Below are 18,163 nucleotides of genomic sequence, written 5' to 3'. Positions count from 1 at the left end.
CATGATAAGGTAACTCTACGGTAAAACGGTAAACTTTTAACGTGTTATGTGAAAGAACCACAAAAAAGTACAGTGCAAGGATGATTGACACTAGTTTTCTACATCATGATTTGTAAGCAGCATGGGATATCTGGGAATGTTAACTGATTTTAGGATGCGGCATTGTAAGTACCCATAAGCTGTTCTGGTTGTAGCTAGCCGATATCCATTCATTGGATATCGGCTATTATTTTACCAAAAAGGAGATGATTGGCTCGGAGATGATTTTATGAATTAAGACTATATTTGAGGGTGTGTGTTAGGGGAAAAAACTATGTAATACTTGATAAATTGGGACATTTTAAATACATAGTTTGTACCAGTCCCAACTTCGGTACAAGCTTCAGGTGCATAATTATGCACGAGAATGGAGGAAAATATGCTAGAATGTTTACGTAAATTGAATTTACCGGAGTATGTAAAGGATATCTTGGATCACTCTCAGGGTGTTATCATACCAAAAACAAGAAAAGAACTTCTAAGTCTTGCAATGGGGAACGACGATAATTCAGTATTTGAAGTGGATTATGAAGTAGAAGGAAAAGGAAGGGTATTAGAAGCGAAAGCGACCCGATGTAAAAATGGTATCGTGATTAATTATGTAGAGGATTATATGCGCCGGCGTGATCCGAACTGCATGCTGATTTCAGATAAGAAACCTACAGACAAATCCAGATTTGAGGATGTATATGAGGAGGAATTTGATTCCTTGCGTGAGGAAACGTTTGACTGGTTGAAGAAGCAGGAACTTATCTTTTTCCCATTTAAATCAGGTGGATTGGAATATGGTTATGATTCCATTTTAATCGCTCCATCGAATGCTGGTTTTTTTGCTGCCGGGCTTGCTGATCTGCAGGGATTTGTAAATATTGATGAAATAACGAATGACTTTGACTTAAAGGCAATCGTTTTTCTTGCGCCCCCATTCCGTCATACCCATTTTGATGGAAAACAGGTTGTTGTTCATAATCGCTTAGATGAACTTCATGAAGTGTATTCTTACAATCTCTATCCAGGTCCGAGTGCAAAAAAGGGAATCTATGGTGTGCTTCTGAATATCGGAGAGGAAGAGGGGTGGGTAACCGCTCATGCATCCGCTGTTAAGGTAATCACTCCTTACGATAATGAAATCGTGATTATGCATGAAGGCGCTTCTGGTGGCGGAAAAAGTGAGATGTTAGAAGACATTCACAAAGAGATGGATGGAAGAGCTGTCTTAGGAAGAAACACAATTACTGGGGAAAAGAATTATCTGGTTCTAAATGAGACTTGTGATTTGATTCCAGTTACCGATGATATGGCGCTTTGTCATCCTGCGATGCAAAATGACAGCAAGAAGCTGGTCGTTAAAGATGCAGAATCTTCTTGGTTTTTGCGGGTAGATAACATTACCAAATATGGTTCTTCTCCACAGTATGAAAAAATATTTATTCAACCAGAAGAACCACTTATCTTTTTGAATTTAGAAGGAGTTCCAGGGGCCACCTGTCTTCCTTGGGAACATACCATGGATAGCAACGGAAAACCATGTCCAAATCCAAGGGTAATTATGCCGAGAAAGTTGGTTCCCAATTCCATCGATGAACCGGTTGAGGTAGATGTAAGAAGCTTTGGTGTTCGAACACCAGCATGTACAAAAGAGAATCCTTCTTATGGTATTATGGGAATTATGCACATTCTTCCCCCTGCCCTTGCATGGCTGTGGCGCTTGGTAGCTCCAAGGGGCTACAACAATCCAAGTATTATCGAATCAAAAGGTATGACAAGTGAAGGCGTTGGTTCTTACTGGCCGTTTGCAACAGGAAAGATGGTAACTCAGGCCAATCTCCTTCTGGATCAGATCGTAAAATCCTCCAATACCCGTTATGTATTAATCCCCAATCAGCATATCGGTGCATATGAAGTGAGTTTTATGCCAGAATGGGTTTCCAGAGAATACATTGCACGCCGCGGTAGCGCAAAATTCAAACCAGAGCATTTGGTAGAGGCTCGTTGTCCATTGTTGGGATTCGGACTGGAATCTTTAAAAATAGATGGTCAATATATCAGACGTGCATTTTTAAGACCAGAAACCCAGCAGGAAGTTGGAATTGAGGGTTACGATGCAGGTGCGGTTATCTTAAATGAATTCTTTAAGCAGGAGCTTTGTAAATACGATACAGAAGATTTAAATCCACTAGGAAAACAGATAATTGAATTGTTTTTAAAGGGAGCAAGTGTACAGGAGTATCTTAATATCATCCCAATGAGATATTAATTAATTAGACATAAATAATTAAAAACGTTATCGGCTTATGCCGTTAACGTTTTTTGCTTTTTTCTGTCATTTAGAGGTATAATAGTTATAATAACGAAATTCAAATCAAATTGTGGAGGAAAGTTTGTATGAATAGCAATATTTAAAAAAAGGTTAGCAATATATGAAAGGAAGAAACACGATATTTTTACTACTATAATAGTAGGAGGAACCAATGTCCTATGCCTGCAGGGCAGAGCAACATATCGCTGTCTGCAAAAGATGAATGGAAAAGGAGAATTTGACTTTGCTTAATAAATTTACCGATTGGCTAGTTGGAGTGGTTAATAATTATAAAGTAAAAAAGAAATTGTACATATTATATTTTTTCTGTATGCTAATTCCTTTGTTGATAACAGACGGTGTAATTATTAGTAATATAATAAATTCCGATCTAAAAGACAATAAAAGAAGGCAGGAGGATATGACAAGTGCAGTGAGTTATACGGTGAATTCGGCCATCGAAAATGCTGTTTCAATTTCCAAAAGTATTTATGTGAATTCTTATATTAATAATTTCCTAGAGTATTCCTATTCCTCACCAATTGAATATTATAATTCCTATCTGGACTTTATGCGAGGGTCGTTGTTTCGAAGCTGTATGGGAAATGGAAGCGTTGAAATTAAGTTGTATGCAGATAATTCCACACTCATAGGAGGCGGAAGTATTGGCCGTTTAGACACGGCACAAACCACCGCATGGTATCAGGCGTTGAATCATTCTGGTAAAGATATCATACTTTACGTATCCACCATAGATGACCAGGGGTTAGCACTGAGCTCCCCTAGAATTTCTTTGATTCGTTTTTTAAATGATAAAAGAAAAGGGGATTGCAAAAAACTTGTAAAGCTGGATTTGGATTACAATAGATTGAAGAGAGATATAGAACAGATGAAATATCAATCTCCTATTTATATATTCAACGATAAACAGCTTTTACTTACTAATACCGGAAAAAGAAGCAGTGATAAAATCCCAGATGTGAAAGAATTGATCCATTATGCATCAGTTACGGACACAATTAACAAGTATGGTGCTCAATGGCAGATTTACGTTATGAATTCAGAAGATGCCACTTGGTCCCGGATGAAAAATGTATTGCCATTAGGGTTATGTCTTGTTTTTTTGAATGTTGTTATGCCATGGCTTTTTATGAAAATACTTACCCGGTCATTTACCAACCGCTTTTGGGAACTGAGTGTGGCATTTGAAGATGGCAATGTTGAGAATCTAAAAGAAATTGACCGGATTCAGGGAACAGATGAGCTGGGGATGCTTATGAGAAATTACAATCGTATGGCACGTAGGATCAATGAGCTGATTGAAACTGTTTATAAAGAAAGACTTCGGGAACAGGAATCAGACATTGCCAGAAAGAATGCAGAACTTTTGGCTCTACACAGTCAGATCAATCCCCATTTTTTATTTAATGCTCTGGAAAGTGTTCGGATGCACAGTATTTTAAAAGAAGAATTTGAAACGGCTCATATTGTAGAAAAGCTGGCTTTGCTGGAACGACAGTATGTTGATTGGGGAAGCGACATGATTACGGTTCAGGAAGAGATGGAATTTGTAGAAGCTTATTTGGAATTACAAAAATACCGGTTTGGAAAACGACTGTCTTACTCTTTGGATATGGATGAGGGTTGCATGGACTACCGCATTGCCAGGTTGACTCTGGTTACGTTTGTTGAAAATGCCTGCATCCATGGAATTGAAGGGAAACCGGCTGGGGGCTGGATTTTTGTTCGTGTCTATACCAGAGAAGATCAATTTTATCTGGAAGTTGAGGATACGGGCAAAGGCATGGAGCAAGAGGAAGTCCATAGCTTGCTTAACAAGATGCAAAATGTTGGTATTTATGATTTAAAACAGCAGGAGCGCGTGGGAATCATGAATGCCTGTCTTCGACTTAAAATTATGACGGAGAATACGGTACAGTTTGAGCTGGAGAGCGAAAAGGGGGCGGGAACCATTGTCACCGTGAACCATCCCATCAAATTTGTATCTGGCAGTCAAGGGTAGTAGAGAAAGAAAGTGAGGGGTTACTATGCTTCAGGTGCTTTTAGTAGATGATGAACCTTTTGTTGTTCAGGGATTATCTGTATTGATCGATTGGGAGAAAATCGGCTGTAGGATAGCGGGAACAGCTGCAAATGGAAAAGAAGCTCTAGAATTTTTGGAAAAACAAGAGGCAGATATTATCATTGCAGATATAAAAATGCCTGTTATGGATGGTCTTGAATTATTAAAGACAGTTCGAAAAGACAAATCCTCTAATCCTTATTTTGCTATTCTTAGCGGATATCGGGACTTTCAGTTTGCTCAGCAGGCCATGCGTTATGGGTGTACGGACTATATTTTAAAGCCAGTACAGAAAAAAGAACTATCTGCTCTTGTAAATAAGGTAAAGCAGCTTTGCGAGACAGAAAAGACCGTAGAGAAGGCATATCTTTCCCGAAATACGATCGCTATCTTATCTGGTAAATTTGATCAAGAGAATGTAGGATATGTAAATCGTTGTCTGAATCTACCAACTGACATTCGCTATGTTAGCATTGAAATTGATGTTTCTTCTCTACAAAAACCGGTAACGGAAAATAATATGAGGGAGATACAAAGGCAGATGTATCAAAACTGCTTGAATTATCTTGGCACTGAATATGCAAAAAACTGTATTTTTGATGTGTCAGGTCGGACAGGACGTTATGATATGGGACTCTTGTATCAGCAGTCCATGGCGGATAAGAAAAGGCTTTATGAAAAAGATTTCTTGGAGGAACTCAGGCTGGAAGCGGGAAAAGGAACAGGCGCACAGGCGGTGATGTATGCAGGCTGTGAGGTGGAGCAAGTTAGCGATTTGTCAAAATCCTATCAAACAGCTGAGATTGCAAGGTCCTTTTGTACCGTACAAAAGGATGAGGGAATTACTTATTATGAAGAGAAGGCAAAAAGAAAAAAATATGGTCAGGTTCTTCTAAAACAGATTTTAGATGAACTGGTCCATGCCGTTGAGCAAGCGGATAAAAAAATAATGAAGCAAAAGATCGAAATTATTTACGACGAGATGAAGCGTTATAAGATGAATTCTGAAACGATTGATTTAAATGTTAATTATTTGCTGTTCCAGCTAATCCATCTTGCTTTGGAACAAGGGCGAGAAGTCAGCCAGTCGGAGGTTCTGGATTTTATCATGTCTACAGCGGTGGATCATGGAATTATTGGGGGGATCAATCCTCATCTAAAAGAGTTTGTGTGGGAATATTCCAAATACCTGTCTAGTATGCGTCAAAAATCGTTAGGGGGTCCATTGACCGATGTAGAGAAGGAGATTCATGAACGGTATATGGAAAATCTTACACTCAAAGAGTTGAGTGCTAAATATTTTGTGAATAGTGCATATATGGGACAGTTGTTTAAGAAAAAACACGGGGTATCGTTTCGGGAATATTTAAATCGGTATCGGGTTGATCAGGCAGCAGTCATATTGGTGAAAACGGATAAAAGAGTCTATGAAGTAGCGGAAATGGTTGGATACCGGGATCTGGATTATTTTATTAATCGTTTCATCACAACAAAGGGGTGCACACCTGCTAAATACAGAAAGCAGTATCGAGAATAATTTAGTTAATTTATACATATATAATTTGACGTGATTTTTTGTATGGTTTATCGGGTTGAAAAAATGCACAAATAATATACAATTATACTGTGGAAAAAATAACTATTGCCAAATAAAAGAATTGGCAATACATGGAGGAGGATTATTGGGTGAAAAGCAAAAAAGTTTTGGGGGCACTTATGCTTACAGCAGCAGCCGTGTCTTTGTTTGGTTGCAGGGGGAAAACGGTATCCAGTGAAGAGGACGGAATCAAACATTTTACTGCTTTTTTTTCCGTGCCGGGAACCGAGATTAACGATGACAACGACATTCAGAATCAGATTGCAGAACTGACTGGAGTGAAGGTAAAGGAGACTTGGCTTACTGGTCAAACTGCTCAGGAAGCAGTGGGAACCATGATTGCGGGGGGAGAGTTTCCGGATTTTATTGATGGGGGAGCAGGAAGTCGACAACTGTATGAATCGGGGTCTTTGGTTGCACTTGACGACTATATTGATAAATATCCAAATATTAAGAAGTTTTTCACAGAGGAAGAATGGGAAAAAATTCGTCAGGATGACGGACATATCTATTGGCTGCCCCCGTTTGGGAACAATTACGGAGGAGATACGTCAACATCGGTGGCGGAAGCTTTCTGGCTGCAGACAAGAGTTCTAAAGTGGGGGGGATACCCTGAGGTAAAGACCATGGATCAGTACTTTGATCTGATTGAAGGGTATCAGAAAGCCCATCCGACCTTGGAAGATGGGACTCCGAATATCCCTTATACCATTCTGTTCAATGGAACCCGCACCTGGTCCCTTGACAATGCGCCTCTGTTCCTTGATGGTTATCCCAATGAAGGGTCTGTCATCGTAGATGGGGAAAAGAAGCAGGTTATTGATTACAATACTACACCAACGGCTAAAGAATATTTCATGAAACTAAATGAAGAATATAAAAAGGGGATCGTAGATCCGGAATCCTTTACGCAGTCTTATGATGAATATCTGGCGAAAGTTTCCACTGGCCGAGTGCTTGGTTTGATTGATCAGTGGTGGTGTTTTAGAAAATCGAAAGATGCCATTGTTCAGCAGGGGCTAGATAAACAAGGCTGCAACTATATTCCTCTACCAGTTACAATTCGAGAAGATGTGAAAAATCAGTGGTACACGGGAGGAAGGACATTAAATGTTTCCGGTGGCTTGGCAATTACTAAGAGTTGTACGGATGTGGAAGGTGCACTGCAGTTTGTAAATGACTTGTTAAGCCCTGAGGTGCGCAAGCTTCGCTCTTGGGGAGAGAAAGATGTGGATTATCAAGTGGATGAAAACGGTATCTTTTCACGGACTCCTGAGATGAGAAGTTCAGCTCAGGACGAAGCATATAAAGCGTCTCATCTGTGTTCATATTCGTATTTTCCAAATTATCAGGGGGGATATTTGGAGGATGGAATCAATACCAGCAGCCCTGATGACCAGCCTAACGAATTTTTCCAGTCTCTTCCAGAAGATGTACAGGAGTGTCTGGCTGCTTATGGCTGTAAATCTTATGTAGATATGTTGGGAAGAAATCCTGTGCCAGGGCCTTGGTATCCCATGTATTCTTTTAGCGGGAATTTGACCAGTGCAACAAAAGGTGGCACCGCTTACTTAAAGTTAGCGGATATTAAGAAAGAGTATATGCCAAGAGTTGTTATGAACGAGGAATTTGAACAGGGCTGGGAAGAGTATATGAAGGCTTATAACAGCTGTGATCCTCAATCGTTTATTGATGAGATGCAAAAAGAGCTTGAGCGCAGGATAGATCTCTCCGAGAAGTTCAACGAAAAAACATCAAATACAAATAAATAAAGGTAAGAGATAGAAATTTACGGGTAGATCTTAAGTCCGTCTATCTGGATTAATTTCTTTAATTCTTCCAGATAGTGATTTGCAAACATGCTTAAATGAACCTTTGGATTTGAGATCCATCCAATTTTCATGTTCTCTGATGTAATCAGAGGAACAGCTATGATGTGATCGCCATTTAGATTTCTGTTTAAGATACCACTGCAGATAGTATAGCCATTTAATCCAATCAGAAGATTAAATAACGTTGCACGGTCACTGACATAGATGATTTTTTTCTTGGGAACGGTGCTCAGTATTTCCTCAGAAAAATAAAAAGAGTTCTTCTCCCCCTGTTCAAATGCCAGAAAAGGATATGGGTTTAAGTCTTTCATAGTAACGGTTCTATGATTGGATAAGGGGTGGGAAGAACTGATAAACACATGTGGAGAAGCCTCAAAAAGCGGGTGAAAGTCTAGCCCGCTTTCTTTCAATAATTTTTTAAGTACTTTCTCGTTAAAATCATTGATATACAGGATTCCCAATTCACTTCTATAGTTTTTTACATCTTCTATAATTTCATGGGTTCTGGTTTCCCGAAGTGTGAATTCATATTCTTCATTCTCCTGTCTTGATACCAGGTTTACAAATGCATTGACTGCGAACGCATAATGTTGGGTGGAGATGGAACAAATCCTTTTTATGGGTTTTTTATGAAGATAATGCTGTTCCATCAAATCCGTCTGTTCTAAAACCTGTCTGGCATAAGATAAAAACTCGCTTCCATCTGGAGACAAAGAAATCCCTTTGGAATTTCGGTGAAAAATGATGATTCCATATTCTTGTTCCAAATCTTTTACTGCATTTGACAAGCTGGGCTGTGTGATATAGAGCTGTTTGGCGGCTTCCGATATAGATCCGCAGTTCACAATCGTAATAATATAGCGTAGCTGTTGCAATGTCATTGAATTTCCTCCTATATTCTTCTGCTCTGTATTTTAACACAATCTGGTATAGTTTAAAACTATATCACGTCATAATATTATAGAATTTTACAGATTCTTCTGAAACCGTTAGAATAAAGAAAACGAAAGCAATCTCAGAGAGGAGAATTATAAATGAGTCAGACAAAGAAAAAAGCACCATTTAGATTTGATGTTGTAGGGAGTTTTTTACGCCCAGAATATTTAAAAGAAACAAGAAAAGGGTTTAAACAAGGAATTGTTACGGCAGAGGAATTGAGGAAAACAGAAGATCGTGCAATCGAAGCACTCATTCAAAAGCAGAAAGAGGCAGGACTTCCGGTCATAACGGATGGAGAATTTAGAAGAAGCTGGTGGCACTTAGATTTTATGTGGGGACTTAAAGGGGTGAAGAAGCTGGAACTGGACCAAGGATATTCTTTTCACGATGAGGTAACGAGAGGAGAGTCTGCAGGTCTTTGCGGTAAAATATCTGGGAAAGGGCACCCATTTGTAGAACATTATAAGTTCGTGAAATTGTTTGAAGACAAGACAGTATCAGCCCGACAGACCATACCGGCACCATCCCAGTTTCTGGCAGAGTTGGAACGGGGAGATAACAAAGAGGAAACCCAATCTTATTATCCCGATGAGGAAAAGTTAATTCAGGATATTTCGTTAGCTTATCGAACGGTTTTGGCAGACTTATATGAGGCAGGCTGCAGGAATGTACAATTTGATGATTGTACTTGGGGGATGTTTTGTGATACCAAATACTGGGAATCAAGACAAAAAGGAGAGAAATCCATCACAGAAGAAGCGAAAAAATATGTTCGCGTTAATAATCTATCAATGGAAGGGCATCCGGAGGATCTTGTCATTACAACCCATGTTTGCAGAGGAAATTATCATTCAACTTGGGCTTCTTCCGGTGGGTATGCTCCCATAGCCCCTCATTTATTTGGCGAGGAGCAAGTCGATGCCTATTATCTGGAGTATGATGATGAGAGGTCCGGTGACTTTGAACCTTTAAAATATATAAATGGTGACAAACAGGTGGTACTAGGTCTGGTTACAACAAAGTCTCCCAAATTAGAAGAGAAAGAGTATGTGATCAGTAGAATTCTGGAAGCGTCCAAATATGTACCGTTGGAGCGTCTTTGCTTAAGTCCTCAATGTGGTTTCGCTTCAACAGAAGAAGGAAATAAACTAACGGAAGAGGAACAATGGGCAAAAATAAAGCGAATCAAAGAAATTTCGGAAGAGGTTTGGAAAGAATAGGGATTCGACTTGACAGAAATGGGATTCAAACTTAAAATGATCTTATAATTTACAGATAAGGAGAATCCATGATGAAAAAACCGGAGAAAGGTCAAAATTGGGTATGGAACAAGGACATAGACGGAGAACAGGCTGGTGAGGGTGTCGTTCGAAAAGTTCTTGCTTACTGTGATGAGATGATGTGCGTGGAAAATCACTTTGAACAGGGCGCCATTGGAAAACTTCATACACATCCACACACGCAGATTAGTTATGTAGCGAGTGGAACCTTTGAATTTACCATTGGAGAGGAAACGAAAGTGGTATCAGCAGGGGATACACTGTTAAAGCAGGATGGGATTATTCATGGATGTGTTTGTCTAGAAAAGGGAATATTGGTGGACATCTTCACACCCATGAGGGAAGACTTCTTGTCTTAGGAAGCCATATACAGATAAAAAGACATTGATTAATATGATATTCTATGCTATAAAAGAAACATAGCTAAGTTAAAGGAGGTGAAAGACATGGCAAAAAAGTATGTTTGTGAACCGTGTGGATATGTATATGATCCTGAGGTTGGTGATCCAGATTCTGGAATCGCGGCTGGTACAGCATTTGAAGATATCCCCGATGACTGGGTTTGTCCACTTTGTGGAGTTGGAAAAGATATGTTCGTAGAAGAAGCGTAAAAATACAGGGATCTTACCTGTAAAGCCCTTCAAGCTATCGGCAGCAATGCCTAGCTTGAAGGGCTTTTTGACTTCGCAAAAGGGATACGGTTAAACAGAAGTAAAACGTTCAAATAGCCGATTAATGTCTACTTGCCCATACCCCCATATATTGTTGGGATATGTATTGCTGCTGCTTCGAGTTGCACCACTGATCATGAGCCGGTTAGCATTGTTGCCAGTGATTCTTGGATAGGAACCTTTTACGATCCCCCATTCAAAGACCATTGCCACGATACCAGCCGCATGGGCAGCAGCAGCTCCGGTTCCAGTTATAGTTCCATAGCGATTACCAGGTACCGCACAGGTGAGCTCATAACCGGGTGCGGCAATATCAGGCTTTATGATACCAGTTCTTGTATAGCCTCTTCCTGATTCTGCCAGAATACTGTCATTGAGTTGATTATAGGCGGCCACGGTTAGTTGATGTCTGGCGTTTCCTGGTTCCGTTATTGTGGTATCTGGGCTGGCATTAAGGAAAAATGTTTCATTTGAGAGAAGGTCTCCAGCAGGCAGCCAAGAGTGGAAGGAAAATGACTCTTCTTCTGGGTTTTGGGTTCTGAGATACCAAATACCAGGCAAAGGGTTGCTAAAACGAAGCAGTATCAATTGTTCCCCTGTTTCTTCTTCAAAAATTATATTATTCACATATATGATAGTCTGATTAAAGATAAAATTGAATTTTCTGCATTGTCCCATGGCGGGATAGACAGGTTGTGTCGATTCCCGATTGGGAGAGGAGATGTCGATGGTAAGTCTGGCTGGGGAGTAAGTCCATATTTCCATGGAAAATGTACTGTCACCGCTTCCGACTCTTAATTCAATATCGTTATAATAGGGAGGCACTGTGGTTGCATTGAAATAATGTCTCTGTGCATTCCCCTCGTTTCCGGCAGATACAGAAATCCCGGTTCCTGGTAGTAACGATAGATGATCGATATAACCACTCATGGCGCCGTTGCCCCCATGTCCGCCTTGGCTGCTTCCAAGGGCGAGGCAGATGACTATGGGGCGATTTATGTTTTCTGCCACCGTTACCGCATAACGTATTCCCAGGATGATATCAGATTCCTGATAGCATAGAGCGTTTTCTGGGGCAAAATATATCTTTTTTAAGGATTTTTTAGCTTCTTTTAGCTTGACAATTATCAGTTCTGCCTGAGGAACGACTCCACTAAAATCCGCCTCGGCATTGGGGGAACCAGCCAGGATGCTGGCAATTGCAGTTCCATGCCCGATGGGATCATTCATAGGTACCAGAGACTGTGGTTCGTCAGAATTTAAAGCAGCATTGATTTCTGCTTTGGTATATTCTGTGCCAAAAGTAAACGCATTGGGGATTGGTCCGGTTTGTATCGTCTGATCCCACATTGAGAGGATTCGGGTAGAACCATCATTATAGAGGAAAGCTGGATGCTGGTAATCAACACCAGTATCGATTACAGCGACTAAAACGCCCTGTCCAAACAATGCCAGGTAGGGGTTGTTCTGAACAGTAGGAATCCCGGATTTTTCCAAACTGATGGTTGAAGTAAGGGTAAAAAGAGTCGGAAAACTACTATATGGATGCGCTCCTAAGGCGCAGGGGTCTCCATCGCCAACAGGAATATGAAGCAGGGAATTTTGCCTGTTTAAATAGGTGATATTATCACCAGTATCGTAAGAAGGGGCAAGAGCAGTTGTGATAATGAGATCGTAATAGGTGTTATCAAGAATTTTCATCAAATGCTGTCCTCCCTGCTAGTTTGGCTCAATATATGATATATTTTATGCAACCAGACAGGGAATATGAGCCTTAGTTCGTGTGTCAATTAATTAACAATTGATTTAATTGGAGGAAAAAGTACATTTACCCGCTTGACTTAGATATTCTATGATGCCTTTTGCATCTGCTTCCCCTAACGCTTTATATTGTTCTTCCTTGGATAAAAACAAAGTTAAGTCACTGGTATGATTTAAGTAACCGTGTTCAATAATAAAACCGCGGATCCCGTACATCTGAGAGTAGCGTGGGATGGCATAATAGTCAGCCGTACTGCCATCGGAAAACAGGGTTCCGTTTTGGGAATCCCGAAGAATCAGCCCTCGGTTATTGAGCCCCAAAGCATTTAGCTGGTTTAAAATTGTATTAGCAGCTTTTTGAGACTGCTGGGCAAGTTCGTTGTGATAGCGGCCAGTTCTGGGAGACATGGAACTCACACCATAAGCATTTCTTGTAGTGCCGTTGCCAGGGATGGAATCTACATGCAGGCTTACGAACAAATCAGCATGATTCGATGCAGCAAAGGAAGCCCGCTCCTCTAAGGGAAGGGAGTATTCGGCACTGGTTTTGGTTAAATAAATATTGTAGTTCGTATGTTGGTTTAAATAATCACGGGTGTACTCTGCTATTTTCATATTGATTACATCTTCATAGTACATGATGCCGTTGTATTCAAATTTGCAGCCGGTATAATGACCGTCTACTTTTCCGTGGCCTGGATCTAGAACCACCACACAGTTTAAACCCATACCGGGCCCGATTTCAGGAGTCTTTGTTTTTGTGACTGGTGGAGCAAATGCAGGTCCTGATTCTTCTTCTGCCCATGAAGAGGAAGTAGAAGCAATGGTAATAAGTACTGTAAGGATGATAGCTTTCATAGCAGCCTGTCTTAAGTTTTTAAATCGAAACATGTTGGTTCCTCCTGAATCGTTGCTTTTTATTTCCTATTATATCATTTTATAGAGAGCGATGTAAATGAGGATCTTTGAAAACATGCACTCTTATGTTAAAATGATTTTAAATGAAAACACAGGAACAGGAGACTTAATTATGAAGTATTACTTTGCCCCTATGGAGGGAATTACCGGATATATTTATCGCAATGCATACCATAAGCATTTTAACGAGATAGATGTATATTTTACTCCTTTTATTACGCCGACTCAGAATCATAAGTTATCGTCCAGAGAAATAAATGATATTCTTCCGGAACATAATCAGGGACTTTCCCTTATTCCTCAGATTTTGACCAACAAAGGAGAGGATTTTATCTGGACAGCAAAAGAACTGTCACAGTATGGATATCAGGAGGTGAATCTAAATTTGGGCTGTCCTTCCAAAACTGTAGTTTCTAAGAAGAAAGGCTCCGGGTTTCTTGCAGAACCAGAGCGTTTGAATTATTTCCTAGATGAGATATGCTCCTCGCTTGATATGGAGATTTCAGTGAAAACGAGACTGGGGAAAGACAGTCCAGAGGAATTTTATAGACTATTGGAAATCTTTAATCAGTATCCCATAAAAGAACTTATCATTCATCCCCGAATTCAAAAAGATTTTTATCGGAATCAAGTGAATTTGAACCTGTTTCGGGAAGCAGAGTCGTTAAGTAAGATTCCGCTCTGTTATAATGGAGATTTGTTTACCAAAGATAGTTATGTAGAATTCTGCGATGCTTTTCCTCTGATCAACCGGGTTATGTTGGGAAGAGGATTGGTGGCAAATCCAGGTCTCGCTGGTGAATTACGAGGGGGGGTGATCGTGGATAAAAATAAGTTGAAAGCCTTTCATGATGAAGTTTTAGCAGGATATGAACAAACAATATCTGGCGACCGGAACGTACTGTTTAAAATGAAGGAAATATGGTCCTATATGATTTCGAGATTTGAGAATAGTGATAAGGAGGCGAAACAGATCCGAAAGGCTCAGATTCTATCCGATTACTTGCCTGTTGTCGAACAATTATTCTCTCGAGATGGGTGAAAGGGTATCCGTCTTTAAAGAAAAAAATAGAACATTTTGTGATTGCGTGGTTGTAATTAACAAGATGTTGTGGTATATTTTTACATACAACATATAATAACAGTTATTGATATCACAATAAAGAGTGAATGGCGGGAATAAAAGATGAGGAAACAGGGAGAAAAGGAGATATTAAATTATTTCAATGAAGTGAAGGATCTAAAAGAAGTACTATGGAATATTGGGCAGGAATGGGACTCGGAACCATATTGCCTTACCCTGCTTTTTGATAAATTCAAGTCATTTTTAAAAGATGATATGAGCCTTGCAGAACGGTTTCATGCATTGATTCAGGCGGCGGTTGAATTGACGACGCAGGAAGCTCCAGACTGGGAATACATTAGTGCAAGGTTTGCCATGTTTTGGTTTGAGCTAAATTTGGAAAAGGAGCTTCATAAACATCAGATCGTAAGCTTTTATGATAAAGTCTGTTACCTGACCAAAGAGAGACTTTATGGGGCGTATATTCTAGATCATTATACGCGGGAGGAGATTGATGGGTTTGAATTATTTCTGAATAAAAGCAGGGATCACCGACTGAATTATTCTGGTTTGGATTTGTTGCTTAGCCGGTATGTGATTCGCAGCAGAGAAAATATTCCTCTTGAAACTCCTCAAGAGATGTTCTTGGGAATTGCCATGCATCTTGCCATGTTAGAGAAAGAAAACCGCGCAGACTGGGTTAGACGGTTTTATGACATGCTTAGTACTTTGAAAGTAACCATGGCAACGCCCACGCTTTCCAATGCCAGAAAACCATATCATCAATTATCTTCTTGCTTTATCGATACGGTTCCAGATAGTTTAGACGGGATTTACCGAAGTATCGATAGTTTTGCCAAGGTTAGCAAGTTCGGTGGTGGAATGGGACTTTATTTTGGAAAAGTTCGGGCAGCAGGAAGTACCATCCGGGGATTTCAGGGAGCAGCCGGAGGTGTGATTCGCTGGATCAAACTAGCCAACGACACTGCTGTTGCCGTGGACCAACTTGGTGTACGGCAGGGGGTAGTAGCTGTTTATCTGGATGCATGGCATAAGGATCTCCCTGAGTTTTTGGCACTTCGTACCAACAATGGAGATGACCGTATGAAGGCTCATGATGTATTTCCGGCGGTCTGTTATCCGGATTTGTTCTGGAAAGAGGCGAAGAATCACATTGAGGGAGACTGGAACCTAATGTGTCCCCATGAAATTCTTACGGTGAAAGGGTATGCACTGGAGGATTCTTATGGAGATGAGTGGGAGGAACGGTATCTGGATTGTGTAAAGGACAACCGAATTCAGAAACGGGTTATTCCGATCAAGGATTTGATTCGCTTGATATTAAAGAGTGCAGTTGAAACAGGTACTCCCTTTACGTTTAACCGAGATGCCGTAAACAAAGCCAACCCAAATCACCACAGCGGAATCATTTATTGCAGCAATCTCTGTACGGAGATCGCACAGAATATGAGCCCGGTGGAGCAGATAGATCAGACGATACAGACTATAAACGGGGAGACTGTAATCGTTTCCGTTACAAAACCAGGTGATTTTGTTGTCTGCAACTTGGCAAGCCTTTCTCTCGGAAAGATTGATGTGGAGAATAAAGAAGAATTGACAGAACTGACGAAAAGTGCTATTCGAGCACTGGATAATGTGATTGACTTGAATTTCTTTCCAGTTCCCTATGCACAGATCAGCAATCATCGCTATCGCCCAGTGGGATTAGGGGTAAGCGGATATCATCATATGTTAGCTAGGAAGCAAATTTTATGGGAATCAAAAGAACACCTTGCATTTGTAGATCGCATATTTGAAACCATTAATTATGCAGCCATTGAAGCTAGTTGTGATGTTGCAAGAGAAAAAGGAAGCTACGATCTGTATGAGGGAAGTGACTGGCAGACAGGTGCCTACTTTGATCAAAGAGGATATGATTCACCAGAGTGGAAACGATTAAAAGATAAAGTTGCTTCTTTTGGGATGAGAAACGGCTGGTTAATTGCCATTGCACCAACGAGTAGTACCAGCATGGTCGCAGGAACCACGGCCGGTCTGGATCCAATTATGAATCGATATTATCTGGAAGAGAAAAAGAGTGGTTTGGTTCCTCGTGTGGCACCGGATTTGTCTCCCGAAACGTATTGGTATTATAAAAATGCGCATCATATGGATCAAAAGTGGTCGGTACGGGCAGCTGGGGTACGACAGCGCCATGTGGATCAGGCACAGAGTTTAAACCTTTATATTACCAATGAGTATACGCTTCGGCAGGTCCTTAACCTTTATATTCTGGCATGGGAATGCAACGTAAAGACCATTTATTATATCCGTTCAAAGAGCCTAGAAATAGAAGCATGTGAGTCCTGTTCCAGTTAATGGCTGAAAAAGGGAATTAAGAAGACAGGAGTAGATCAAGTAGATGGAACAATTAAAAAAAAGACCTCTCTTCAATCCAGATGGAGAAATCGATGTGAGAGAGCGGCGTATGATCGGTGGGAATACCACCAATTTAAATGATTTCAATAACATGAAATATACTTGGGTTAGTGACTGGTACCGGCAGGCGATGAATAATTTTTGGATACCAGAGGAGATTAATCTGGGTCAGGATCAAAAGGATTATCCACTGCTTTCGGTTGCCGAAAGAAGAGCTTACGATAAAATATTGTCTTTTCTTGTGTTTTTAGACAGCATTCAAACGGCTAATTTACCGGCAATCAGTGAGTACGTGACTGCCAATGAGATTAATTTATGTCTTTCCATTCAGACCTTTCAGGAAGCGGTACACAGTCAGAGTTACAGTTATATGCTAGATAGCATCTGTGAACCACAGACAAGAAACCAGGTTCTGTATCAGTGGAAGAATGACCCTTACCTTTTGGCACGCAATACCTTCATTGGAGATTTGTATAACGAATTCCAAACCGATAAAAGTGGGGATTTTTTTGTAAAGACGGTGGTCGCAAATTATATACTGGAAGGCATTTATTTTTACAGTGGTTTTATGTTTTTTTATAATTTGGGGAGGAATCATAAGATGATAGGATCGTCTCAGGAAATTAGGTATATCAACCGGGATGAGAATACTCATTTATGGCTTTTCCGTAATATTATATTAGAATTAAGAAAAGAAGAACCAGAACTTTTTACGCCGGAACGGATAGACAATTACCGGAACATGATCAAAGAGGGCTGTGAACAGGAAATTACCTGGGGAGAATATGCCATAGGGGATGAAGTACCTGGATTAACCAAAACGATGATCTCCGATTACATGAAATATCTTGGGAATTTGCGATGCGAAAGTCTGGGCTGGGCCCCCATTTATGAAGGGCATAAAAAAGAACCAGAAAGTATGCTGTGGGTGAGTCAGTACAGCAATGCCAACAAAATTAAAACTGATTTTTTTGAGGCACGCAGTACCGCATATGCAAAAAGCAGTGCTCTGATTGATGACCTGTAACGGTTGGTGGTAAGTCTGTCAACCGTTTTTGAAAATGTCCCGAAAAAGTTTTAACATAAGCACCAGTTTTCTGGTGCTTGATTTAACTAGGTACTATTAGTTTTTGGGTAACTTTAATAAAACTACAGTTACCTGCTTGTAAATTAGGCTATTTCTTTTCTGTGTCGTTGTCCTTTTGCATATTTTTCAAATGATGCCTGCCTCCATGGATGGTT

Annotated in this window: 13 protein-coding genes; 10 read left to right on the top strand and 3 right to left on the bottom strand. The window is 40.3% G+C overall.

The features are described 5' to 3' along the window. The first annotated feature begins 418 nt into the window (after positions 1–418). The 4 genes from EFT72_RS17785 (at position 419) to EFT72_RS17770 (ending at position 7,790) form a co-directional block, all read left to right on the top strand. Positions 419–2,296, top strand: a complete 1,878-nt coding sequence (locus tag EFT72_RS17785) for a DUF4914 family protein (RefSeq protein ID WP_124068259.1) — start codon at positions 419–421, stop codon at positions 2,294–2,296. 286 nt (positions 2,297–2,582) lie between these two features. Beyond that, positions 2,583–4,361, top strand: coding sequence for a histidine kinase (locus EFT72_RS17780; RefSeq protein WP_164473216.1), 1,779 nt, complete (start codon positions 2,583–2,585; stop codon positions 4,359–4,361). A gap of 25 nt (positions 4,362–4,386) precedes the next feature. Beyond that, positions 4,387–5,958, top strand: a complete 1,572-nt coding sequence (locus tag EFT72_RS17775) for a response regulator (protein WP_124068257.1) — start codon at positions 4,387–4,389, stop codon at positions 5,956–5,958. Positions 5,959–6,107: 149 nt separating this feature from the next. Next, a complete protein-coding gene (locus EFT72_RS17770) occupies positions 6,108–7,790 on the top strand; it encodes an extracellular solute-binding protein (protein ID WP_124068256.1) in 1,683 nt (560 codons plus the stop codon). A gap of 17 nt (positions 7,791–7,807) precedes the next feature. On the opposite strand, the gene EFT72_RS17765 is transcribed toward EFT72_RS17770, so the two are convergent. After that, positions 7,808–8,731 (bottom strand): LysR family transcriptional regulator, encoded by a 924-nt coding sequence (locus EFT72_RS17765; protein WP_124068255.1) that lies wholly within the window; start codon positions 8,729–8,731, stop codon positions 7,808–7,810. Between the two features lie 153 nt (positions 8,732–8,884). Between EFT72_RS17765 and EFT72_RS17760 the strand changes: the two genes are divergently transcribed. From EFT72_RS17760 to rd, 3 genes are all read left to right on the top strand, one after another. Continuing rightward, positions 8,885–10,009, top strand: a complete 1,125-nt coding sequence (locus EFT72_RS17760; RefSeq protein ID WP_124068254.1) for a 5-methyltetrahydropteroyltriglutamate--homocysteine S-methyltransferase — start codon at positions 8,885–8,887, stop codon at positions 10,007–10,009. A 71-nt stretch (positions 10,010–10,080) separates the two neighbouring features. Beyond that, a complete protein-coding gene (locus EFT72_RS17755) occupies positions 10,081–10,428 on the top strand; it encodes a cupin domain-containing protein (protein WP_124068271.1) in 348 nt (115 codons plus the stop codon). An 87-nt stretch (positions 10,429–10,515) separates the two neighbouring features. Further along, the gene (gene rd / locus EFT72_RS17750; protein WP_124068253.1) at positions 10,516–10,680 is read left to right on the top strand and encodes a rubredoxin; all 165 of its coding nucleotides are present in this window, start codon (positions 10,516–10,518) and stop codon (positions 10,678–10,680) included. 90 nt (positions 10,681–10,770) lie between these two features. Here the strand turns inward: rd and EFT72_RS17745 are convergent, their stop codons facing one another. Continuing rightward, the gene (locus EFT72_RS17745; RefSeq protein ID WP_124068252.1) at positions 10,771–12,441 is read right to left on the bottom strand and encodes a S8 family peptidase; all 1,671 of its coding nucleotides are present in this window, start codon (positions 12,439–12,441) and stop codon (positions 10,771–10,773) included. Between the two features lie 105 nt (positions 12,442–12,546). After that, positions 12,547–13,392: an N-acetylmuramoyl-L-alanine amidase gene (locus tag EFT72_RS17740; protein WP_124068251.1), complete on the bottom strand. Its 846-nt coding sequence runs from the start codon at positions 13,390–13,392 to the stop codon at positions 12,547–12,549. A gap of 139 nt (positions 13,393–13,531) precedes the next feature. Between EFT72_RS17740 and EFT72_RS17735 the strand changes: the two genes are divergently transcribed. From EFT72_RS17735 to EFT72_RS17725, 3 genes are all read left to right on the top strand, one after another. Then, the gene (locus tag EFT72_RS17735; protein ID WP_124068250.1) at positions 13,532–14,461 is read left to right on the top strand and encodes a tRNA-dihydrouridine synthase family protein; all 930 of its coding nucleotides are present in this window, start codon (positions 13,532–13,534) and stop codon (positions 14,459–14,461) included. Positions 14,462–14,605: 144 nt separating this feature from the next. After that, on the top strand, positions 14,606–16,861 hold the full coding sequence (locus tag EFT72_RS17730; protein ID WP_124068249.1) for a ribonucleoside-diphosphate reductase subunit alpha: 2,256 nt from the start codon (positions 14,606–14,608) through the stop codon (positions 16,859–16,861). A gap of 43 nt (positions 16,862–16,904) precedes the next feature. Further along, positions 16,905–17,948 (top strand): ribonucleotide-diphosphate reductase subunit beta, encoded by a 1,044-nt coding sequence (locus EFT72_RS17725; protein ID WP_124068248.1) that lies wholly within the window; start codon positions 16,905–16,907, stop codon positions 17,946–17,948. Positions 17,949–18,163 lie beyond the last annotated feature (215 nt).

Source organism: Clostridium sp. E02 (assembly GCF_003833015.1).
GTDB lineage: Bacteria > Bacillota > Clostridia > Lachnospirales > Lachnospiraceae > Lacrimispora.
Note: the sequence above shows the minus strand (reverse complement) of the source record. Positions and strands in the feature narration are given on the sequence as shown.